Source organism: Coriobacteriaceae bacterium (assembly GCA_025993015.1).
In the GTDB taxonomy this organism is placed as follows: Bacteria; Actinomycetota; Coriobacteriia; order Coriobacteriales; family Coriobacteriaceae; genus Collinsella.
Genome location: DAJPFV010000001.1, coordinates 2305630 through 2327404, shown reverse-complemented (window position 1 = coordinate 2327404; position 21775 = coordinate 2305630). Strand labels below are relative to the sequence as shown.

Sequence of the window (21775 nt, the reverse complement as noted above, 5' to 3'; positions counted from 1 at the left end):
TGAGGCGATGCTTGCGCGCCCTGACCCGCCGGAAAGCGAGACGCTCACAGTGTATTCCTGAGAGCCCGCCGTGGCACCGGTCGCGTTCGGGCTCGTACTGCACCCCGCGAAGGGAAGCGCGAGCAGGGCGACGAGAACGCAGGCGATCGCGCGCGCCGCGATGCTGCGGCGCTTCCTGTTTTCCCCCTTGGGAAGAATCGACCGCATGGCGTTACTTCAGTGCGTCGGCGCGCAGATCGACGCCGGCGGATTCGAATACGAGCGTGCGGTCGTACCACCGCTCCCTTCTAATGCTCCACGCGGCGCAGGCGGTGTCCTCGTCGAGCGCATCAACGGGCACGTCGTAGGTGTACTTGCCTTCCGCGTTTTCCACATAGGGGATGAAGTCGGCCTCGCTCGCGGCGGCAGCCTCTTCACCCGTGCCCATGAAGAGCTTGCCGTAGCCCGTGCCGGAAAGTGTCATCACACAGTGCATGGAGCCGTTTTCCACGATGAGCTGGGCGTCCACAATCCTGAACATGTTCGAGCTGGAATCTACGGTGATCGGATAGGTGCCGTCGGCCACCTTGTCGGCGGTGATGGGGGCAGCGCTTGCGCCCTCGGGCGCATCGGCCGCCTGTTCGGTCTTTTCCTGGGAATCGGCATCGCTTGCCTTTGCGCTGTCGATTGAATTTCCGCCGCAGCCGGCGAGCGAGAACGCGAAAAGCGCCGCTGACAGGGCGAAGGCGAGGATTTTCTTCAACATGGAGGGGGTTCCTTTCAATCGCTTCGACCGCCCGCGCCGTGCGATGGGCGGGCGGGATGCGAATGCAACGGGCATGCGCCGTCAGTCGGGGAAGGCGCATGCCCGTTGCACGGGGACGCGACCGGCGCCCCCGTGCGCGGCGAGTTTACAGCTTGGCGATGGCGTCGTCCACGTGCGAGACGTAGATTTCGTCGACCGCGACGTTCTGTCCTAGACCCTGGAGCAGGCACGTCACTTCGAAGCCGGCGGCCACGAACTTCGCAGCCCAGCTGTCGGGGTCGGTCTCGTCTGCCATGTCGTTGTTCGCGTGGTCGCCCGCGACCACCATGAACGGCGCGAGCACGGCCTTCTTGTAGCCTGCGGCGCTCGCGGCGGCGATAACATCCTCGCAGGTCGGTTCAGCCTCGACGGTGCCGACGAAGAACTGCGTCAAGCCCTCGTTCTTAAACACTTCCTGCATCTTGGCATAGTCGGCGTTGGAATCGGCTTCGGTGCCGTGGCCCATGAGGCACAGCGCCGTCTTGCCGTCGTCGAAGGACGCCATGTTCTCCTTAATGGCTGCGGCCACCTTCTTGTAGTCGTCGTCGGAGGTGAGCAGCGGGTCGCCGAGCGAGATTTTGTCGAACTTGTCGGCGTACTTGTCGAGCTCGTCTTTCACGTCGGTGTATTCCAGGCCACCCATGAGATGCGTCGGCTGCACGACGATTTCCTTCACGCCGTCTTCCACGCAGCGGTCGAGCGCCTCGGTCATGTTGTCGATCGTGATGCCGTCGCGCTTCTTCAGCTTGTCGATGATGATCTGCGCGGTGAAGGCACGGCGGATGTCGTAGTCCTGCCAGTACTTCTCGCGGATAGCGTCTTCGATGGCGCCGATGGTGATGTGGCGCGAGTCGTTGTAGCTCGTGCCGAAGCTCGTGACGAGGATGACCGGCTTCACGGCCTTCTCCTTTTCACTCGATTTCTCGGAACTCGCGGAGGTGTTGGAGCAGCCCGCGAGCGCGACTCCGGCGAGCGCGACGGCTCCGGTTGCTGCGGCGCCCATGAAGCTGCGGCGTGACATCTGGTCGGACATGGTTTTTCCTTTCCTCGGTTTGCCGGTCCCCCGGCGACAGTTGCTTGTCGGCACAAGCGAAAGAAAAGCGCACCCCTCGGGGTTCACAAGGAGCTAACGCCACGGCGATGCCGTGAGGAAAAGGCGAAGCAGTCTGGCTTGGGGCGCGAGGCGGTTTGCCCGCGCGTCCTATACAGTAATGTCCCTTGCCCAGGATTCCCACCTGGTTCCCTCCGCAAGCCAGCGCGGGCTGTGCGGGCGCCGCGCCGGTCATTTCCTTTTATCCGATTGTCATATGCTCGTTGCCGAATCTTTTACTATGATAGTGGGCACTTGTGAACGTGTCAAAGCCAGGGCGGGCGGCATTGCGCCTCCTGCCTGCGTATTTGCGCCGATTGCTGCCGCAGGCGCCGTGTTTTGCCCGCTGCGCGAATGGCGGCGTAAACGGTTGCGATGAGAAACGGGAAGGGAAGGCTCGGATGATTCATATCGTTGGCGCAGGCTCGGGCGCCGCCGACCTTATCACGCTGCGCGGGGCGCGCCTTCTGCGCGCAGCCGACGTGGTCGTTTGGGCGGGAAGCCTTGTGAACCCCGAGCTGCTCGCTGAGTGCAAGGAATCCTGCATCGTCTACGACAGCGCGCACATGACCTTGGAGGAAGTGCTCGACGTGATGTGCGCGGCAGATGCGCGGGGCGAGGAAGTGGTGCGCCTGCACACGGGCGACCCGTGCCTGTACGGCGCCATCCAGGAGCAGATGGACGCGCTCGACGCGCGCGGCGTGGACTACGAGGTGGTGCCCGGCGTGTCGAGCTTTTGCGGTGCCGCGGCGGCGCTTCGCCAGGAATACACGCTGCCGGGAATCAGCCAGTCGGTCGTGATCACGCGGCTTTCCGGACGCACCCCCATGCCCGCGGGCGAGGGCATGCGCACCATGGCGGAAAGCGGCTCGACTATGGTCATCTTCCTGAGCTCGGGTATGCTCGCCGAGCTTTCCGCCGAGCTTTTGGCCGCGGGCCGCAGCTCCAATGAGCCGGCGGCGCTCGTGTACAAGGCGACCTGGCCTGAGGAGCGCGTGGTGCGATGCACAGTGGGCACGCTCGCCGATGCGGGCGCGCGAGAGGGCATCGACCGCACGGCGCTCGTGGTGGTGGGCCGCGTGCTCGGAGCTCGCGGCGGACTTGCGCACGACGGCGCGCAAGCGGAGTCCTACGAGCGCAGCAAGCTTTATGACCCTTCGTTTGCCACGGGGTATCGGAAGGCGAGCAGCTAGCGTGGCCTTCGAGCACTACATATATACCGGGACGACCCGCCTGCGCTGCGGCTACACCACGGGGAGCTGCGCCGCGCTCGCGGCGAAGGCGGCCTGCGAGATGCTCTTGTCGCGAAAGCCCGTCGGTCGCGTGTCGATCGTCACCCCCGGCGGGCTGCCCGTCGAGGTGGACGTGGTCGACGCATGCATCGGCGAGGGGTGCGCCCAGTGCGCCGTGCGAAAGGACGCAGGCGACGATGCCGATGTGACCGACGGCGTGCTCGTGTACGCGCGCGTGGAACATGCGGGCTCGGGCGCGGGCGCTGCGGGCAGCAAGGGCGTGCCCGCGCGCGAATCGGAAGTTTCCGTCGATGGCGGCGTGGGCGTGGGGCGCGTGATGTTGCCCGGGCTCGAGCAGCCGGTGGGGGCGGCCGCCATCAACGCGACGCCGCGCGCGATGATCACTTCGGCGGTGCGCGAGGTGTGCGCCGCGCACGGCTTTTCTGGAAATATTGCTGTGACGATTTCGGTACCCGAGGGTGTTGCCCTTGCCGAAAAGACCTTCAACCCGCACCTGGGGATAAAGGACGGCATCTCCATCCTGGGCACGACGGGCATCGTCGAGCCGCGCAGCCTCGCTGCTTTGCGCGACAGCATCGAGCTCGAGATTCGGCAGCATGCGGCTATGGGGCGGCGCGGAGTCGTGCTCACGCCCGGCAACTACGGCGGGCAGTTCATCTCGGGGCATTTCCACCTAAACGGTGCGCCGGTGGTCTTTATCTCCAACTTTGTGGGCGATGCGATTGATTGCTGCGTTCGCGAGGGATTTACTAATGTCCTTCTTGTGGGACACATCGGCAAGTTGGTGAAGGTCGCGGGCGGCATCATGGACACCCATTCGCGTACCGCCGACTGCCGCGCGGAGATTCTGGCCGCCCACGCGGCCTTGGCCGGCGCGGGCGCGAAGACCGTGCGTGAGATCCTGTCGTCGGTCACGACCACGGCGGCGCTCGAGGTAATCGAGGCCGCCGGCGTGGGGGACGCTGCGCGCGCCTCGCTCGCTGCGGCAATCGAGGACAGGTTGCGCCGCCGCGCGGCGGGCGCATGCGACATCGCCGCGGTCGTGTTCGACGCCGAGCGCCGCGAGCTTTTCCGCACGTCGGGCGCCGATGCAGTTATCGGGAAATTGGGGGCGACGTATGAGTAAAGGCGTTCTGTACGGGGTGCGCCGTGCAATCGGCTGGCCGGGGACGAAGGTGGTCATGAAGGCGCGCCGCTCGCTTGCGGACACGAAGCGCTTCCTTTGCGAGGAGGGTGCCTTCGACGGTGCCGAGCTTGTAGAGGACTGTGGGCTTCCGGGCGAGCGCGTGTACCGCTCGCTCGACGATGTGCCCGATCGGGGCAGCTACTTCTCGACGATGGTGGTGCGCTAGATGAGGGTTTCCTGCATAGCGTTCACTGAGAGGGGGTATGCGTTGGCGGTGCGCACCGCACACGCGCTTTCCGATTGCGCACAGACAGGTGAAGACGACCCTGGCTGGGACGTTTCCGTTTCGCGCGGGTTCGGCGAGGGGAAGGCCGACCTGCGCGCATGGACGGCGCTCGCGTGGGAAGCGTCGGACGCGCTTCTGTTCGTGGGCGCGGCGGGCATCGCCGTGCGGGCGATCGCGCCGCATGTCGCTTCGAAGGCAACCGATTCCGCGGTTGTGGTGATTGACGAGGCGGGGCGCTTTGCCGTCCCGCTTTTGTCGGGGCATTTGGGCGGTGCGAACGAGCTTGCGCAAACTGTGGCCCGCGCGGTAGGGGCCATCCCCGTCATCACCACGGCGACCGACGTCCGCGGCGTGTGGGCGGTGGATACGTGGGCGCGCTGTGCGGGGCTCGCCGTTTCGAATCCCGAGGCCATCAAGCGAGTGTCGGCGCGGCTGCTTTCGGGCGGGCGCGTGGCACTCTATTCCGACATGCCGATTTCGGGACAGCCGCCTGAGGGGGTAGACATTGCGTCCGACCGCGCTCGGGCCGATATCGTCGTGTCGCCGTTCGCTGGCGCGAATGCAGGCGCGTTCGTTCGCGCGGCGGAGACAACGGACGAGGTCGTGCCCGCCGGTGAGACGGGGATGCCGGCGGGCATGCGGGTGCAGGCGCCTGCGCCCGAGCCGCTTCGCCTTGTCGTGCCCTGTATCGTTGCGGGCATAGGGTGCCGTCGCGGTGCGTGCGCCGAAGCGATCGGGGAGGCGTTTCTTCTCGCGTGCGGGCAGGCGGGCATCTCGCCTTTGGCCGTGCGCGAGGCGGCGACGATCGACGTGAAGGCGCACGAGGAGGGTCTGCTCGCCTTCTGCCGCGCGCGCAATATCCCGCTTGCGACGTATTCCGCAGAGGAGTTGTCGCAGGTCGAAGGCAGCGTTTCGCCATCTGATTTCGTGCGCGCGACGGTGGGGGTCGACAATGTGTGCGAGCGCGCGGCGCTCGCGGGCGGGGGCAAACTTATCTTCCCGAAGCTCGCTCACGGCGGCGTGACCGTCGCGTTTTCCAAAGTATCTATCGAACTTTCGTTTAAGGAGCGGTGATGGGAAAGCTCTTCGTGGTGGGGATCGGCCCGGGCGGCCCCGACGGCATGACGATTGCGGCTCGGCGCGCGCTCGAGGCGGCCGACATCGTTGTTGGGTACACGAAATACGTGGAGCTCGCGCTTGCCGCCGTGCCCGACGCGGCGCATCTCGCGACGCCGATGATGCACGAGGTCGAACGGTGCCGTCTGGCGCTTTCGCGCGCGCAGAGCGGAGAAGCCGTGGCGCTCGTGTGCAGCGGTGACGCGGGCGTTTACGGCATGGCGAGCCCCGTGCTGGAGCTTGCGGAGGACTACCCCGATGTAGACGTGGAAGTTATCTCCGGGGCCACCGCGGCTCAGAGCGGGTCGGCGGTGCTCGGCGCCCCGCTTGCCCACGACTTCGCGGTCGTGTCGCTCTCCGACCTGCTCACGCCGTGGGAGGTCATCGAGCGCAGGCTCGCCGCCGTGGCGAGCGCCGACTTCTGCATCTGTTTGTACAACCCGCGCAGCAGAAAGCGCGCCGACAGGCTCTCGCGCGCGGCGAAGATTATGCTCGAATGGAAGGCCCCCGACACGCTCTGCGGCTGGGTACGCAACATCGGGCGCGAGGGGCAGCAGTCGGGCATGTGCAGGCTCTCCGAGCTGGGGGAGCTCGACGCCGACATGTTCACCACCGTGTTCGTCGGCAACGCGGACACGAAGCGCGTAGGCGGCCGTATGGTCACGCCGCGCGGGTATCGGGAGATTCCATGCGAAAGGTAACGATAATCGGGGCGGGGCCCGGAAACCCCGACTTGCTCTCGCGCGCGGCGCTCGACGCGATCGACATCGCCGATGTGGTCATCGGCGCTCATCGCGCGCTTGCCGGCATCGACGTGCCGCCCGACGTGGTGAGATGCGAGCTCGTGAAGACGGCGGACATCGTCGCCGCGCTCACCGATGCGGCGTCGTGGCAGCGCGCCGTGGTCGTGATGACGGGCGATGTGGGGCTGTTCAGTGGCGCGCGCCGCCTGGTGGAGGCGCTCTCCGGCGACGCGCAGGTGGACGTGCGCGTCATTCCCGGCATAAGCTCAGCGTCGTATCTCGCCGCGCGCCTCGCGCGTCCATGGCAGGATTGGCGCTTCGCGAGCGCTCACGGCGTGGCGTGCGACATCGTGGCCGAGGCCGAGCGCGCAGGTGAACTCTTCCTCGTCACGTCGGGCGGGGAAGACCCCTCGCGGCTTTCGGGTGAGCTTGTGCATGCGGGCTTCGGGGACGCGCGCGTGACGGTGGCCGAGCGCCTGTCGTACCCCGAGGAGCGCATCACCTGCGCGACCGCAAGTGAAATTGCAGGTCAGACGTTCGACGACTTGAACGTGATGCTTATCGAGTTCGCAGGCGGCGCCGGCTCGCCCGCGGGCTCTAGCGTAGCCTCTGAGGCGCCTGCCGGTGCGTCTGCGCCCACGGCGGCTTCTTCCGCGGCGGACTCTGCGGGCGCATCCCGCGCCGCGAGCTCCCGCTGGCCGTACGCTTCCTCGGGCATTCCCGACGAGCTCTTCATCCGCGGCGACGTTCCCATGACCAAGCAGGAGGTGCGCGCCGTCGCGCTCGCGAAGCTGCGCCTTACCGCGACCGACACCGTGTGGGACGTCGGCGCCGGCACGGGGAGCGTGTCGATCGAGGCGGCGCTCGTCGCGCGAGTGGGGTCGGTATGGGCGGTCGAGCGCAACGCGGCCGGCGTGCGGCTCATCCGAGAGAACGCGGATGCATTCGGCTGCGGCAACGTGCATGCGGTCCCCGGTGTCGCCCCCGAAGCGCTCGCGAAACTGCCCGTCCCCGACGCCGTGTTCGTCGGCGGGAGCGCGGGTGAGCTTCCCTCCATCGTGGAGGCGGCGCTCGAGAAAAACTCGCAGGTTCGCCTGTGTGTGCCATGCGTCACCGTTGAGACGCTCACCGAGGCGTGCGCGCTCCTCTCGGGTTCGCGCTTTAAGGGGTTCGAGGCGTGCCAGGTGTCGGCCGCCCGCGCCGAGGCTGTAGGCTCGCACCATCTTATGAAGGCGCAAAACCCCGTGTTCCTCGTCAGCGCGCGTGGTGCAGGTGGGGAAGGCGGCGCCCGGTGAGCACGACCATCCCGCGCTTCATGGTCGCTGCGCCCTCGAGCGGGAGCGGCAAGACGGTCGTTACGTGCGCGCTCCTGCGCGCGCTCGCACGCCGCGGCCTTGCATGCGCGGCCTTCAAATGCGGCCCCGACTACATTGACCCGCTCTTTCATCGTCGCGTCGTGGGTGCGCGCTCGGGCAACTTAGACGGCTTCTTCACCGACGCCCCGACGCTGCGCGCCCTGCTCGCACGCGGCGCCGCGAGTGCGGATGTCGCGGTGCTCGAGGGGGTCATGGGCTTCTACGACGGCATGGCGCCCGGCGTGGCCGACGCGAGCAGCTACCAGGTTGCGCGCGACACGGAAACGCCGGTCGTTTTAGTGGTGAACGGGCGCGGGGCGTCTTTATCGCTCGCCGCCGTAATCCGCGGCATCGCCGAGTTCCTGCCTTGTGCGAACGTGCGCGGCGTCGTGTTGAACAAGACGAGCGCCGCTGCCTGCGCCTACGCGGCGCCTGCGATCGAGAAGCACACGGGCGTCGCGGTTTTGGGGAATATCCCCGCCGACGAGGCGTTCTCGCTCGAAAGCCGGCATCTGGGGCTTGTGACCGCCGACGAGGTCGAGCAGCTCTCCGCGCGCATCGACAAGATGGCCGAGCTGGTGGAAAAGACCGTCGACGTCGACCGCTTGCTCGAAACAGCGGCGACGGCACCCGATATCCGCGAGGAACCTTACCGGTTGGAGCCGATCGCGGGAGCGCGGCCCATCGTCGCCGTCGCCCGTGACGAGGCGTTCTCGTTCTACTACGAGGAGAACCTGCGCGCGCTCGAGGACCTGGGTTGCGAGCTGGCCTTTTTCAGCCCCTTGTGTGATAGTGAGTTGCCCCGGGGGACAAGCGCCCTCTATCTGGGAGGCGGCTACCCGGAGCTCCATGCGCGGCAGCTCTCCGAGAACGCGCCTATGCGCGAGGCGGTGCGGCGCGCGGTGGAATCCGGCATGCCGACGGTCGCCGAATGCGGTGGGTTTCTGTACCTGCAGCGTGAAATCGCCGATAGCGAGGGGCGGCGCTGGCCTGTTGCGGGCGCCCTTGAAGGCGCAAGCGAGAACGGGGGAAGGCTGTCCCATTTCGGGTACGTGGAGCTCACTTCCCAACGCGACGGGCTCTACGGGCCGCGCGGCACACGCATCCGCGCGCACGAGTTCCACTACTGGCAGTCCACCTGCCCGGGCGGCGACTTCTGGGCGCAGAAGCCCCGGCGCGACAAGGGCTGGCCGTGCATGACGACCACCCCGTCCCTGGTTGCGGGCTTCCCGCATGTGTACTATCCTGCGAACCCCGACGTTGCGCGCACGTTCGCGTCTGCCGCAGCGTCGTTCGCAGAGAGGAGACGGCATGGCTGAAGCAACCGAAACCGCGTTGGCCTGCATCCGCGAGGAAGTCGAGCGCGCGTTCTCGTCGGCGCCGGGCGCCGTGCTCGAAGCCGCGCTCTCCCGGATCGCGCCCGCAGACGAGTGCGCCCGCGCCGCCGCGTACGCCGAGTGGGACTCCATCGCGCATCCCTTGCGGGGATTGGGCGACTTTGAAGACGCCGTCGCGTGTATCGCCGCGGCTCAGGGGAGCGCCGAGGTGGCCGAGTTTCCCCGTGCACTCGCGGTATTCTTCTCCGACAACGGGGTCGTTGCCGAAGGCGTGTCGCAAAGCGGGCAAGACGTGACGCGAGCCGTCGCGCGCAACATGTGCGAGGGGGCCACGAGTGCCTGCCGCATGGCGGCGTTCGCGGGTGCCGAGGTCGTGCCCGTCGACGTGGGTATGGCCCGGGGCATAGAAGACGCGCGCATGGTGCGCGCGAACGTGCGGCGGGGGAGCGACAACATCGCGCACGGCGCCGCTATGTCTCGCGATGGGGCCGTGCGCGCAATCGAGGTCGGAATCGCCGTCGCGTGCGGGCTTGCCCGCGCCGACGTGCGCCTTCTCGTCGCGGGCGAGATGGGCATCGGCAACACGACCACCTCGGCGGCGGTGGCCGCAGTGCTCCTCCGGGCGGACGCGCGGAGCCTCGTCGGGCGCGGCGCGGGGCTCTCGGACGCCTCACTCGCGCGCAAGCGCGACGTGGTCGAGCGCGCTATCGACGCGAACTCGCCCGATCCCGCCGACCCGATCGACGTGCTCTCGAAGGTGGGCGGCTTCGACATCGCGGCGATGTGCGGCTTCTACCTGGGGGCCGCGGCCTCGAAGGCTCCGGCGCTCCTCGACGGGGTAGTATCCTGCACGGCGGCCCTGTGCGCGGCGCGCCTGTGCTCCAACGCCTTGGGCTACCTCGTGGGCACCCACGCATCAAGTGAACCCGCAAGCCAGGAGCTCCTTCGCGAGCTCGGCATAAAGGCACCCCTCGACGCAGGCATGCACTTGGGCGAGGGCGCGGGCGCCATGGCGTATCTGCCCCTTCTGGATTCGGCGCTGCGCGTGTACCGGGATGGGAAGACGTTCACGGCGACCGGCATGGCTGCTTACGAGCATTTCGAGGCCTGGAAATGACGGTGACGCTCGTTATCGGCGCCGCCGCGAGCGGCAAGAGCGCCTACGCCGAGTCCCTGTGCCTCGGGCACGACGGGCCCCGCGTGTACCTGGCAACGATGGAGCCCTTCGGGGAAGAGGGCGCCCGCCGCATCGCGCGCCATCGGGCGCTGCGCGAGGGCAAGGGGTTTTCCACCCTCGAGCGCACGCGTGACGTGGGCGCCGCAGTGCCCGGGCTTCCGCGCGGCTGCACGCTTCTTTTGGAGGACGTGGGCAACCTGGTTGCGAACGAGCTCTTCCCGGAAGGCGGCTTGCCCCCACGTGACCCCGACGCTGCGGCGCGCGAGGTGCTCGGAGGCATCGAACGGCTCGCTCAGGCCGCTGTGCATACGGTGGTGGTCACCGTCGACGTGTTCGCCGATGGGATGCGCTACGATGAGGGGACCGAGGCGTGGAGGCGCGCGCTCGCGCGCGTGAACGAGGGCGTGACGGCGATGGCCGACCGCGCAGTCGAAGTGGTATGCGGGATTCCCGTGTGGATGAAAGGCGAAGGACCTACAAGGTGAAGATAGCAGAGGCAATCGGCGCGGCGTTCGGAACGTTCTCGCGCATCCCCGTCCCGAAATCGGCCTGGACCGATTTCGGGTCAACCCATGCGCTTGCCGCGTTTCCCCTGGTGGGCCTTGCGGAAGGTTTCCTCATGACGGCGTGGGGGTACGTGGCTAACCTGCTTGTCGTGCCCGCGACCATCGTCGCGGCCGTGCTCGTGGCGCTGCCTGTGGCGGTGACGGGTGGCATCCACCTAGACGGGCTCTGCGACACCTCCGATGCGCTTGCAAGTTGGGCCCCGCGCGAGCGAAAGCTCGAGATCATGCACGACCCGCGGGCGGGCGCCTTCGGGGTCATCGGTGTTGTCGTGTACCTTATTCTGCAGTTTTCCCTGTTCACCGCGCTGCCGCTTACGGCGGGGGCGTTCCTCGCGCTTCTGTGCTCGCTCGTGTTCTCCCGCGCGCTTTCGGGGCTCGCCGTAGAATGCTGGCCTGCCGCGCGGGCGGACGGCATGGCCGCGGGACTCTCGCCTTCGAAGAAGCGCGCGGCGATCGTCGTGCCGCTTTGCGCTTTCGCTGCGGCTTCGGCTGCAGGGATGGTCGCGTGCGCTCGGGCCGTCGGCGCCCTTATGGCGGTGGCGGGGCTTTTGGCGCTCGCGTGGTATCGCCATGTTGCCCTGTCCCGCTTCGGCGGGGTGACGGGGGATTTGGCCGGATGGTTTCTGCAATGGGCCGAGCTCGCGATGCTTGCCATGCTGGTGGCGGGGGGCATGCTCCTATGATGCTCGTGGTAGGTGGCGCGCATTCGGGGAAGAGGACCTTCGTGCGCGAAAAGCTCGGGTTCGCGGCGGACGATTTCGTCGACGCGGCGCAGCTTGCGGAGGGCGTCGTGCCCGCGGTTTTTGCCGGCCGTGTCGCGTACCGTGCTGAGGAACTCGTACGCACGCTCGACGCTGACCGGGCGCTCGAGCGGCTGATTGGCTTCGACGCAGTGATTCTGACCTTGGTCGGCTCGGGGGTCGTCCCTATGCGTGCGGAAGACGCCCAATGGCGCGAGCGCGCGGGGCGCCTGGGATGCGCGCTCGCTGCGCGCGCCGACGTCGTCGTGCGCATGACGTGCGGGATTCCCCAGGTCATCAAAGGAAACCTTGCCGATGCGCCTCGAGGGACGCTGGGCGCGGGCGCGCCTTTGGAAGTCATCTTCGTGCGCCATGGTGCCACGGCGGGCACGGAAGACCATCGCTACAGCGGGGCGGGCACCGACGAGCCCCTGTCGAGCGCGGGCGAGCGCGCTTTGCGCGACCTCGCGTGCGATCGTGACGTGTTCCGTGTTATCACGAGCGGCATGGCCCGCTCCGACCAGACGGCACGCATTCTCTTCCCGAACGCGGAGCTGATGGCGTGCCCCGGTCTGCGCGAGATAGATTTCGGCGACTTCGAGGGGCGAAGCGCCGCCGAACTTAAAGAGGATGCGCGTTACCGCGCCTGGGTAGACTCCTGGTGTGAGACGCGCTGCCCGCATGGCGAGGGCAAGAGCGATTTCACCCGCCGCGTCGTCGCGGCGTTTCGGGAGGCGTGCGAATCGGAGCGCGCCCAGGGGAGTGGGCGCGCCGTCTTCGTCGTTCACGCGGGTACCGTGAAAGCGCTGCTCTCCGAGCTAGCTGTCCCGAAAATGGGATACTTCGACGTGCATACCGAGCCGGGTGGTGCATGGGCCGCCACCTGGGATGGGCGCTGCCTTCGCGACGTTCGGCCCGCTTCGGGGGGCGATGCCCGGTGATGACGATTCTTGCCGTCGCCGCCGGGTTAGCGGCCGACCTTGCCTTCGGCGACCCGCGCTGGCTTCCCCATCCCGTCGTCGCCATGGGGCGCGCGATCACGTGGGCCGAAGGCCGCCTGCGGGGCGCATTCCCGCAAACGTCCGCGGGCACGCGCGCCGCAGGGCTTGTGCTCGCCGTGGCGCTTCCGCTTGCGTGTGGGCTTTTGACCTTGGGAATCCTGCATCTTTGCGGCATGGTTCACTCCGGCTTGCGCTTCGTGGCCGAGGCATGGGCAAGCTATCAGATTCTCGCGGCATGCGAGCTTCGCCGCCAGAGCCTGGCCGTGGCCCGCGCGTTCTCGAAGGGCGGCCTTGTCGCGGCTCGCGAAGCCGTCGGGCTCATCGTGGGACGCGACACGTCTGTTCTCGACGAGCAGGGCGTTGCGCGCGCCGCCGTGGAAACGGTGGCGGAGAACGCGAGCGACGGCGTCATCGCGCCGCTTTTCTACCTTATGATCGGGGGTGCGCCCTTGGGCATGGCGTACAAGGCGGTGAACACGCTCGACAGCATGGTGGGCTACAAAAATGAGCGCTACATCGACTTCGGCTGCGCCTCGGCGCGCCTCGACGATGCGGTGAACTGGATTCCCTCGCGCTTATCGGCCCTGCTCATGATCGCCGTGTGCCCGATCGTCGGGCTCGACGCGCGCGGGGCGGCGCGCATCTGGCGCCGCGACAGGCGTCGCCATGCGAGCCCCAACTCGGCGCAGACCGAGTCAGCGTGCGCGGGCGCGCTCGGGCTGCGCCTGGCGGGACCCGCGGTGTATTTCGGCAAGCTCGTTGAGAAACCGACGATAGGCGACGCGTCCCGCGAAATCGAGTGGGGCGACATCGCACGGGCGACAAGGCTCATGCTCGCCGCGTCCGTATGCGCGCTCGTCGTCTTCGGCGCCGCGCGCGCGGCGGTCGTGCTCGCCGTGGGGGCGATGGCATGAGGGAAGACCACGCCGCGCCCCAGGCTGCCGGGGGAATCCTGCGCGCCCGTACGCATGGGGGCAGCTCGCAATCGCTCGGCATCGCTTGCGAGGGGGGCGCCTCCGACCTCATTGACTTCTCGGTGAACGTGAATCCGGCAGGCCCCTCGCCGCGCGCCGTCGCCGCAGCTTGCAAGGCGCTTTCTCGAATCGACGCCTACCCCGATAGGGAAAGCCTCGCACTCGTTCGCGCCCTAGGGCGCGCCCAGGGCATTCCCGAAGATACTATCGTCTGCGGCGCGGGCGCGTCTGACATCATCTGGCGGCTCGCCGCGGCGGTGCGCCCGAAACGCATCGTCGTGTGCGCGCCGACGTTCTCTGAATATGCGGAGGCGGCATCGTACTACGGTGCATGCGTGCAGGAGTTCCCGCTCTCCGAGGCGGATGACTTCGACGTGCCCGCCTCCTTCGCCCGCGCGATCGAGGGGCCGGGAGACGTGGCGTACCTCTGCAATCCGAACAACCCGACGGGGCGCCTCGTCGACCCCCGCGTGATCGATGCCGCGGCTTGCCGCTGCGAGCAGGTGGGCGCGCTGCTCGTCGTGGACGAGTGCTTCCTCGGATTTGCGCCCGACGCCCGCGAAAGGAGCGTGGCCGCACGCGCCGCGTGTTCGCACCATGTGGCCGTGCTCTCCGCGTTCACCAAGCTCTACGGAATGGCAGGGTTGCGGTTGGGGTATCTGATCAGCGGAAACGCCCAACTCATCGAGGGGATTCGTCGGGCGGGGCAGGCGTGGCCCGTCTCCTCGGTCGCCGAGGCCGCGGGCATCGCCGCCCTGGAAGACGTCGAATACGTCTCGCGCACGCGCGATGTATTGGCGGGCGAGCGAGCGTGGCTTTCCCACGAGCTCTCCTCGCTCGGGCTTTCCGTCGTGCCGTCGGATGCGAACTTCCTTTTAGTCCGCACGCCGGCGAAAGACATCCCCGAGCGCCTGTATAAACAGGGGCTTTTGGTCCGCACGTGCGACTCGTTTTCGATACTGTCCCGTTTCTGGTGCCGCGTCGCCGTGCGCACGCACAAGGAGAATGCCCGGCTTGCGATGGCGTTCAGCCGCGCGCTTCGGGCGGAAGGCGCATCGGGCGAAGGCGAACCCGACGAACGGGGCGGCGCTTCTTGCAGCGGCGCTATGGCGGGCGCGGATGGCCGAGGCTCGGCGAAGGAGGTCGATACCCGTGGGTAGGGCGAAGCCCATCATGATCCAGGGCACCATGTCGAACGCGGGGAAGAGCCTGCTTGCGGCGGGGCTGTGCCGTGTGCTTTCGCAGGACGGCCTGCGCGTGGCTCCCTTCAAGAGCCAGAACATGGCGCTCAACAGCGGTGTCACGGCCGACGGGCTCGAGATGGGGCGCGCTCAGATCATGCAGGCCGAGGCGTGCGGCATCGCGCCCGACGTGCGCATGAACCCCATCCTGCTCAAGCCCGAAAGCGATCACCGAAGCCAGCTCATCGTGGCCGGCAAGGCGCAGGGAGCCTTCGCTGCGAGGGACTACTTCGCGCGAAAGAAGGCGCTCATGCCGCAGATTTTGGAGGCGTTCGATTCGCTCGCGGAGGAAAACGACGTCATCGTCATCGAGGGCGCCGGCAGTCCCGTCGAAATCAACCTTGCCGAAAACGACATCGTCAACATGGGGCTCGCGCGCGCCGTGTCCTCCCCCGTGCTGCTCGCGGGCGACATCGACCCAGGCGGGGTGTTTGCCCAGCTCTACGGCACGGTCGCGCTCCTTGCGCCCGAGGACCGCGCGCTTTTGCGGGGGCTTATGGTGAACAAGTTCCGCGGCGATGTGGAAATCCTGCGTCCGGGTTTGGCTCCGCTCGAGAAAATGTGCGGGGTTCCCGTCGTGGGGGTCGTGCCGTATCTTACGCTCGACCTGGACGACGAGGACTCGCTCGCGCCGCGCCTAACTGCCCGCGAGGCGCGCGGCGTCATCGACGTCGCCGTCGTGCGCCTTCCGCATCTGTCGAACTTCACCGACTTCGACCCGCTTTCGCGCGTGCCCGGCATGGGCGTGCGCTACGTTTCCTCGACGACCGATCTGGGCCGACCCGACCTGGTGGTGCTTCCCGGCTCGAAGTCCACGGTCGACGACGCGCGCTGGCTTGCGGCTAGCGGCATCGGAGCCTGTGTACGCGCGCTTTCGGGCGCGGGCACGCCGGTGCTCGGCATATGCGGAGGCTACCAGCTTTTGGGAGACGAGCTTTCGGACCCGCACGGCAGGGAAGGCGCTGGCACCGCGCGCGGGCTCGGGCTCATCCCTGCAAGTACGGTGTTCAAGGAGGAAAAGCGCCTCGCCCAGTCGGAGCTGCGCATCACGGGCGCCCAAGGCGCGTTCTCGGTGTGGAACGGCATGACGGCGCGTGGGTACGAGATTCACGACGGCGAAACGACCGTCTCCTGCGCCCCTGCGGGCACGATTGGCGGCAAACCAGAAGGCGCGGCCTGCGGAAACGTGTTCGGAACCTATCTCCACGGCCTGTTCGACGAACCGGGGGTGGCGCTCGCCCTCGCGCGCTCGCTCGCGCGCATGCGCGGCCTGCCCGAGAGCGTCGTGGGTGCTGCGGGCGCGGCGTCCGCGGCCGATCACCGTGCGCGCGAGTTCGACCGCCTGGCCGACGTCGTGCGCGGAGCGCTCGACATGGAGTATGTCTACCGCATTATCGAGGAGGGCGTATGATTCACGTGTATCATGGCGACGGCAAAGGCAAGACCACGGCGGCGATGGGCCTCGCCCTTCGCATGCTCGCCGCAGGCCGCCGCGTCGTCGTCGTGCAGTTCCTGAAAGACGGCGAAAGCGGGGAGGCGCGCCTGCTCGCCGAGCATTTCGGCGTGCCCGTGTTCGCGGGGAAGGTGTCGGACAAGTTTACCTGGTCGATGTCGTCGGAAGAACTTGCCGCTACGTGCGAGCTGCACGATGGGAACCTCGCTTCCGCGCTTGCCGAGCTCGAGGGCGCGCAGGAGGGGCTGCTCGTGCTCGACGAGGCGCTCGATGCGCTTTCGAAGGGGCTTGTCGACGAGGCGCTCGTGGACCGCGCGCTCGATATGTCCGCGCGCGGCGTCGAAGTAGCGCTCACCGGGCGCGCGCCTTCCCGCAAGATCGTGGAGAAGGCCGACTACATAACCGAGATGCGGTGCGAGAAACACCCCTACGAGCAGGGGATATGTGCAAGGGAAGGAGTGGAGTACTAGATGGATTCCAAGGAGATGGCGCCCGGCGACATCGAGCGGCGCAGCTTCGAGATCATCACCGAAGAGCTCGGCGGCCGCACGTTCCCGCCGCTCGAAGAACCCGTCGTGAAGCGCGTCATCCACACCACTGCCGACTTCTCGTACGCCGATTCCCTCGTTTTCACTCATGACGCCGCGCACTGTGCGCTCGACGCACTGCGCGCAGGGGCCACGGTGCTCACCGATACGAACATGGCGCTCGCAGGCATAAGCAAGCCTGCGCTCGCGAAGCTCGGCTGCAAGGCCGTGTGCTACATGGCCGACCCTGATGTCGCCGTGGCTGCGCGCGCCGCGGGCACGACTCGCGCCGTTGCGAGCATGGACAAAGCTTGCGGCATCGAGGGTCCGCTCATCGTGGCCGTCGGCAACGCTCCCACAGCACTTCTGCGCCTCGCCGAGCTCATGGACGAGGGGAAGATCGCGCCCGCGCTCGTCGTTGGGGTGCCGGTCGGGTTTGTGAACGTGGTCGAGGCGAAAGAGGAGCTACTCGCGCGACGCGCGCCGGCCATCGTCGCGAGGGGTCGCAAGGGTGGTTCGACCGTGGCGGCCGCCATTATGAACGCGCTGCTCTACCAGATCACGCGCCCAGGCGGCCCGAAGTGACGGCGCCCGCATCTGCGCCGGCGCTGCGCATCTTCGCCGGCACCACCGAGGGCCGCCTTCTGTGCGAATGGGCGAGCGGGGCGGGCATCCCCGCCCGTGCCTACGCGGCAACCGAGTACGGAGGCGAGCTTTTGGGCGAGCTTCCGGGCATCGAGGTGCATGCGAGCAGGCTCGACGAGGCCGACATGGAGCGCGAGCTTTCCGGCGCGCGCATCGTCGTCGACGCCACGCACCCCTTCGCTACGCTCGCCAGCGGCAACATCCGGGCCGCTTCGCTTGCCGTGGGTGTACGATGTCTGCGCCTTGCGCGTGCGGCCGAGGCGCTGCCCAAAGGCGTCGTGTCGGTCGCGTCGATCGCCTGCGCGGCGCGCTTTCTCTCCGAGAACCCGGGTCGCGCGCTTCTCACGACGGGGAGCAAGGAGCTTGCTCCCTATACGCGCGTCGCCGATTTCTCGGAGCGCTTCTTCGTGCGTGTGCTCCCGCTGCCCGGTGCTATAACGAAGTGCATCGACGCGGGGTTTTCGCCGTCGCACGTCATCGGCATGCAGGGGCCCTTCACCCGCGAGCTCAACGAGGCGATGCTTCGGCAGGTGGGAGCCCAGTGGCTTGTGACCAAGGACTCGGGAACCGTAGGCGGCACGGCCGAGAAGCTTGCCGCCGCGCGCGACGTGGGAGCGCGCTGCATCGTGGTCACCCGTCCCGCCGAGGGAGACGGGGGCCTTTCGCTTCGGGAAGTGGAAGACGCACTCTTACGGGAGTTCGCGCGCTAGGCGCTCGCCGCGCCTGCGCGTCCTCCCGCCCGCGAGGAGGAGCGCCCCGAGCAAGCTCGAGCCGTACAAGACCGTCATCCGCCAATAGCTCGAGGAGGACGCCCGGAACTGGCGCAAGCAGCCCTTAAATAAGTTGCGGTGAAATAGTGTCTGTTTTGCTACTAGATAGCATATTCAGTCCCTAATTCACCGCAACTTGTTGGTGGTGGCTTACTGGTAGCGTAGGCACTCCACCGGGTCGAGCTTTGCCGCGCGGCGAGCGGGGTAGAAGCCAAAGATTACGCCGATGCCGACGGAGACGGCGAAGGCCAGCAATACCGTGGCGATTGAAAAGCTCGGTTTGATTTGCCCGCTGGCACCTAGCTCGCCAAGAATCCCGGATCCGGAGGCAAACATCGCAAGAGCCCAGGCCAGCAGATAGCCAATCAGGACACCCAACAGTCCGCCGGTGACGCACAGCGCCGAAGACTCGGCCAAAAACTGCGCGGTGATATCGCGACGACTGGCGCCCAGAGCACGGCGGATGCCGATCTCGCGGATGCGCTCCGTTACGTTGGTGAGCATCATATTCATAATGCCGATACCGCCGACAAGCAGCGAGATGCTGGCGACAGAGCCCATGATGAGCGAGAACGCGCCCATAAAGGAGTTGAGTGTATCGATGGCGCTTTTCATGGATGTTGCTGATACACTGTCGTACTCATCCTCCTCCTCGATGCCCTTCATCGCGCGCACCTTGGACTCGATGGTCTTACAAAGCTCATCCATGTCCGTGCCCTCGGCGGCAAGTGCCGTCACGCTGGGGAATGAAGGATTCTCGTCGCTAAACAGCCCAGAGATGGTTTCGCGTGGCATATACAGCGTGAGCGAGCCCATGGAGTCGCTGCCGCCGTCGATAACGCCGACAATCTGTACCTCGCCGTTGGAGACCTCAATAGTCTTGCCTACCGCGTCCTGTTCGTTGCCGTAAAGCTGATCGGCGCCGTTGCGGCTGATGAGCGCCACGCGCGAGCCTGATTGGGACTCGGCCTGGGAATAGGTGTGCCCCGCAACGAGCTTGCTGGCCCCCACGGCGTCGAGCATGTCGCTATCGACACCTTGTGCCATGACGGTATAGCTTTTATCGCCGGTCTTGTACTCGGTGTACGCGCTGTCGACTATTCCGATCTGCTCTATCTGCGGCACTAGTTTTTGAAGCTTCTGAACGTCAGAATCGGTGAGTTCTTGGGACGAATAGATCTGAACCATACGAGCTGCGTTGAGGCCCAGGCTGTTGACCAGGCTGTTTTGGATGCCGCCGATGAGCGAAGTCATGGCGATAACCGAGGCGATGCCGATGACAATGCCCAGGATGGTGAGCAGGCTGCGCCCCTTGTTGGCCTCGAGCGAGTGAAGGGCTTCCTGGATGAGATCGCGGGCGCTCATCCCATCACTCCTTTCGGCGGGTTAGCGGAGGCGGAAATCATGGGCAGGCTATCTACGGCGCTGCGCAGGGTCCGCGGTGCATGTGGAATATACGCGCCGTCGTGAATGCGACCGTCGCGGATGGTCACGGCACGGTCGGCTTCGGCGGCGATGCCGGGGTCGTGTGTGATAAGAACGATGGTTTTGCCGCGCTCCTGAAGTCTATGGAAGGTCTCCATTACAAGCGCTCCGGTGGCGGAGTCAAGGTTTCCCGTCGGCTCGTCGGCCAGAATGATGGGCGGGTCATTGACGAGGGCGCGTGCGATGGCGACACGCTGCATCTGGCCGCCCGAGAGCTCGGATATGCGGTGGTCCCAGTGGTCGACCGGCAGCGTGACGGCCTGCAGCGCGTGCACGGCGCGCATTTCGCGCTGGCTACGGGGCACATTGGTGTAGGCCAGCGGCAGCATGACGTTTTCGATAACCGACAGGCGCGGCAGCAGGTTGAAGCTCTGAAAGACAAAGCCAATGCTCAGGGCGCGAACTTCGGTGAGCTCGTCATCGTCGAGCTCGGCAACGTTGAGCCCTTGCAGGTAGTAGTCGCCCGCCGTCGGCTTATCCAGGCAGCCTAGGATGTTCATGAGCGTTGATTTGCCCGAGCCCGAAGGGCCGGTAATGGCGACGAACTCGCCGGGATCTACCGCCAGGCTCACGTTATGCAGGATGTGGACGCACCCCGCCTCGCTCTCAAAGATGCGGTGCACGTTGCGGATGTCGATAACGGGACGCATTACATGCCCTCGTCGGCAGACATACTGCCCGAATCCGCGCCGTAGCCGCCGTCAGCCGTTGCGTCCGCTCCGGTGTCCATGACGAGGGTGTCGCCATCGCGCAGCTTGGTAACCGGCACGTTGGGGTTGATCTCGTTGCCCTGGTCGTCGCGCTTGACCTGTGTCTTGCCGACTACGGCTTCGTTGTCGTTTTGCGTCACGACGGTCACCTTCACGCGACGGGTTTGCTTGCCCTCGTCATCAGTCGCCACGTTGACGTAATAGTGTTCGCCGTCTTCGGTCATGAGCGCCATCGTCGGCACCATCACCACGTCGTCGAGCTGCTCAGTCACCACCGATACCTCGGCCGTCATGCCCGGCTTCAGGCGCGCGTCGGGCGCCTCGATGAGAATGTCGACGTTAAAGGTTACGCTGCCGCCGCCACCGTTGGCGGCGTCGGAGTTTGCCACCGACGCGATAGCCGTGACGGTGCCCTGGCTCACGATATCGGGAAATGCGGGATACGTGACGTTGGCGCTCTGTCCAACGGCGATCTTTGCGATGTCCTTTTCGCCCACCTGCACGGTCACCTTCATCTTGGACAGGTCGGCGATCTGCATGCACTGCTTGCCGCCGCTCGTATCGCTTTCGCCCATGATCATGCCGCCTGTTACCGTGGCGCCCACCTTGGCGTTGAGCTCCACGATGCTGCCCGAGCTCGGGGCCGTGACCGTACGGCTGCCTGCCTTGGCGTTCGCCTGATCGAGGTTTGCCTGGGCCGAAGCGAGGCTGCGCTGCGCGGCCGATACGGCGTTCGTGTCCGTTGATGCGTCGGAGACGCCAGCCGCTGCGGAAGCTCCATCGACGTCCGTCGTTGGGGTGGCCTGTGCGGCAGCTGCGGCTTTCTGCGCGTTGGCGAGGTCTTCTTGAGCGGCAGCAACTGCACGCTGCGCCTCGGCAACGTTGCGATCGAGCTCGTCATTTTTAATGGTCATAAGCACGTCGCCCTCGTTGACGGATTGGCCTGCCTGCACGTTGATCGAATCGACCGTGCCGTCGACAGAAGGGGAGACCACTGAGGACGAAATGGGTTTGAGCTGGCCTTTCGCCTCGACCGTTGTGGTAAACGGACCCTCGGTCACCATGTCGGTCACAGGCCCACTAGCGCCCTGTGGCTGAGCATTGATAACCAGGGTTGCGACAATGGCAATGAGTGCGATGGTACCCACGACGCCGGCGGCAATACCGCGTCGGATGAGCTTTTTGCGTCGACGTTCGGCACGTTTTGCCTTGAGCTTGGCATATGCCTCTTCATCGGAAATCTCGGTCGCATCGTTCGCGCGTCCGCTCTGCTTATCGGCATGTACGTTTGTAATCAGAGGAATCGTTTCGGTGACATCTTCGGGCGTGTGCTCGGTATCATCCGGGCCCGGGGTGGTCGTGGGGACATTCGGCATAGCGTCTCCTTTATAGAAAG

General features: G+C 66.5%; 22 protein-coding genes. 17 read left to right on the top strand and 5 right to left on the bottom strand.

The window, feature by feature from the left end:
• Positions 1-211: 211 nt before the first annotated feature.
• Complete coding sequence (locus OIL77_10225) at positions 212-745, bottom strand: hypothetical protein (GenBank protein ID HJI45773.1); 534 nt, start codon at positions 743-745, stop codon at positions 212-214.
• A 145-nt stretch (positions 746-890) separates the two neighbouring features.
• Positions 891-1817: a sirohydrochlorin cobaltochelatase gene (locus tag OIL77_10220; protein ID HJI45772.1), complete on the bottom strand. Its 927-nt coding sequence runs from the start codon at positions 1815-1817 to the stop codon at positions 891-893.
• 458 nt (positions 1818-2275) lie between these two features.
• On the opposite strand from OIL77_10220, the gene cobM reads away from it, so the two are divergent.
• The 17 genes from cobM to cobK are packed head-to-tail and all read left to right on the top strand — an operon-like array spanning position 2276 to position 18124.
• Positions 2276-3067, top strand: coding sequence for a precorrin-4 C(11)-methyltransferase (gene cobM / locus OIL77_10215; GenBank protein ID HJI45771.1), 792 nt, complete (start codon positions 2276-2278; stop codon positions 3065-3067).
• A gap of 1 nt (position 3068) precedes the next feature.
• Positions 3069-4253, top strand: a complete 1185-nt coding sequence (gene cbiD / locus OIL77_10210) for a cobalt-precorrin-5B (C(1))-methyltransferase CbiD (protein ID HJI45770.1) — start codon at positions 3069-3071, stop codon at positions 4251-4253.
• Entirely contained in the window at positions 4246-4479 is a 234-nt protein-coding gene (locus OIL77_10205) for a hypothetical protein (GenBank protein HJI45769.1), read from the top strand. Before cbiD ends, OIL77_10205 begins: the two co-directional genes overlap by 8 nt.
• A 48-nt stretch (positions 4480-4527) precedes the next feature.
• Positions 4528-5613 carry a cobalamin biosynthesis protein gene (locus OIL77_10200; protein HJI45768.1) on the top strand — a complete coding sequence of 362 codons (1086 nt, stop codon included), beginning with the start codon at positions 4528-4530 and terminating at the stop codon, positions 5611-5613.
• Positions 5613-6356 carry a precorrin-3B C(17)-methyltransferase gene (cobJ, locus tag OIL77_10195; GenBank protein HJI45767.1) on the top strand — a complete coding sequence of 248 codons (744 nt, stop codon included), beginning with the start codon at positions 5613-5615 and terminating at the stop codon, positions 6354-6356. Before OIL77_10200 ends, cobJ begins: the two co-directional genes overlap by 1 nt.
• The gene (cbiE, locus tag OIL77_10190) at positions 6344-7693 is read left to right on the top strand and encodes a precorrin-6y C5,15-methyltransferase (decarboxylating) subunit CbiE (GenBank protein HJI45766.1); all 1350 of its coding nucleotides are present in this window, start codon (positions 6344-6346) and stop codon (positions 7691-7693) included. The genes cobJ and cbiE overlap by 13 nt, the downstream gene beginning before the upstream one ends.
• A complete protein-coding gene (locus OIL77_10185; protein ID HJI45765.1) occupies positions 7690-9072 on the top strand; it encodes a cobyrinate a,c-diamide synthase in 1383 nt (460 codons plus the stop codon). Before cbiE ends, OIL77_10185 begins: the two co-directional genes overlap by 4 nt.
• Positions 9065-10207 (top strand): nicotinate-nucleotide--dimethylbenzimidazole phosphoribosyltransferase, encoded by a 1143-nt coding sequence (locus OIL77_10180; GenBank protein HJI45764.1) that lies wholly within the window; start codon positions 9065-9067, stop codon positions 10205-10207. The genes OIL77_10185 and OIL77_10180 overlap by 8 nt, the downstream gene beginning before the upstream one ends.
• Entirely contained in the window at positions 10204-10752 is a 549-nt protein-coding gene (locus OIL77_10175) for a bifunctional adenosylcobinamide kinase/adenosylcobinamide-phosphate guanylyltransferase (GenBank protein ID HJI45763.1), read from the top strand. The genes OIL77_10180 and OIL77_10175 overlap by 4 nt, the downstream gene beginning before the upstream one ends.
• Complete coding sequence (cobS, locus tag OIL77_10170; GenBank protein HJI45762.1) at positions 10749-11516, top strand: adenosylcobinamide-GDP ribazoletransferase; 768 nt, start codon at positions 10749-10751, stop codon at positions 11514-11516. Before OIL77_10175 ends, cobS begins: the two co-directional genes overlap by 4 nt.
• Positions 11513-12514 carry a bifunctional adenosylcobinamide kinase/adenosylcobinamide-phosphate guanylyltransferase gene (locus OIL77_10165; protein HJI45761.1) on the top strand — a complete coding sequence of 334 codons (1002 nt, stop codon included), beginning with the start codon at positions 11513-11515 and terminating at the stop codon, positions 12512-12514. Before cobS ends, OIL77_10165 begins: the two co-directional genes overlap by 4 nt.
• Positions 12514-13488, top strand: a complete 975-nt coding sequence (gene cbiB, locus OIL77_10160; GenBank protein HJI45760.1) for an adenosylcobinamide-phosphate synthase CbiB — start codon at positions 12514-12516, stop codon at positions 13486-13488. Before OIL77_10165 ends, cbiB begins: the two co-directional genes overlap by 1 nt.
• The gene (locus OIL77_10155) at positions 13485-14708 is read left to right on the top strand and encodes an aminotransferase class I/II-fold pyridoxal phosphate-dependent enzyme (protein HJI45759.1); all 1224 of its coding nucleotides are present in this window, start codon (positions 13485-13487) and stop codon (positions 14706-14708) included. Before cbiB ends, OIL77_10155 begins: the two co-directional genes overlap by 4 nt.
• Entirely contained in the window at positions 14701-16200 is a 1500-nt protein-coding gene (locus OIL77_10150) for a cobyric acid synthase (protein HJI45758.1), read from the top strand. Before OIL77_10155 ends, OIL77_10150 begins: the two co-directional genes overlap by 8 nt.
• On the top strand, positions 16197-16712 hold the full coding sequence (locus OIL77_10145) for a cob(I)yrinic acid a,c-diamide adenosyltransferase (GenBank protein ID HJI45757.1): 516 nt from the start codon (positions 16197-16199) through the stop codon (positions 16710-16712). The genes OIL77_10150 and OIL77_10145 overlap by 4 nt, the downstream gene beginning before the upstream one ends.
• Positions 16713-17354: a precorrin-8X methylmutase gene (locus tag OIL77_10140; protein HJI45756.1), complete on the top strand. Its 642-nt coding sequence runs from the start codon at positions 16713-16715 to the stop codon at positions 17352-17354.
• The gene (cobK, locus tag OIL77_10135) at positions 17351-18124 is read left to right on the top strand and encodes a precorrin-6A reductase (protein HJI45755.1); all 774 of its coding nucleotides are present in this window, start codon (positions 17351-17353) and stop codon (positions 18122-18124) included. Before OIL77_10140 ends, cobK begins: the two co-directional genes overlap by 4 nt.
• A gap of 210 nt (positions 18125-18334) precedes the next feature.
• Here the strand turns inward: cobK and OIL77_10130 are convergent, their stop codons facing one another.
• Genes OIL77_10130 through OIL77_10120 form a run of 3 tightly spaced genes read right to left on the bottom strand, consistent with a single transcriptional unit; the run spans position 18335 to position 21755 of the window.
• Complete coding sequence (locus tag OIL77_10130) at positions 18335-19549, bottom strand: ABC transporter permease (protein HJI45754.1); 1215 nt, start codon at positions 19547-19549, stop codon at positions 18335-18337.
• Complete coding sequence (locus OIL77_10125; GenBank protein ID HJI45753.1) at positions 19546-20319, bottom strand: ABC transporter ATP-binding protein; 774 nt, start codon at positions 20317-20319, stop codon at positions 19546-19548. The genes OIL77_10130 and OIL77_10125 overlap by 4 nt, the downstream gene beginning before the upstream one ends.
• Entirely contained in the window at positions 20319-21755 is a 1437-nt protein-coding gene (locus tag OIL77_10120) for an efflux RND transporter periplasmic adaptor subunit (protein ID HJI45752.1), read from the bottom strand. The genes OIL77_10125 and OIL77_10120 overlap by 1 nt, the downstream gene beginning before the upstream one ends.
• Between the last annotated feature and the right edge of the window lie 20 nt (positions 21756-21775).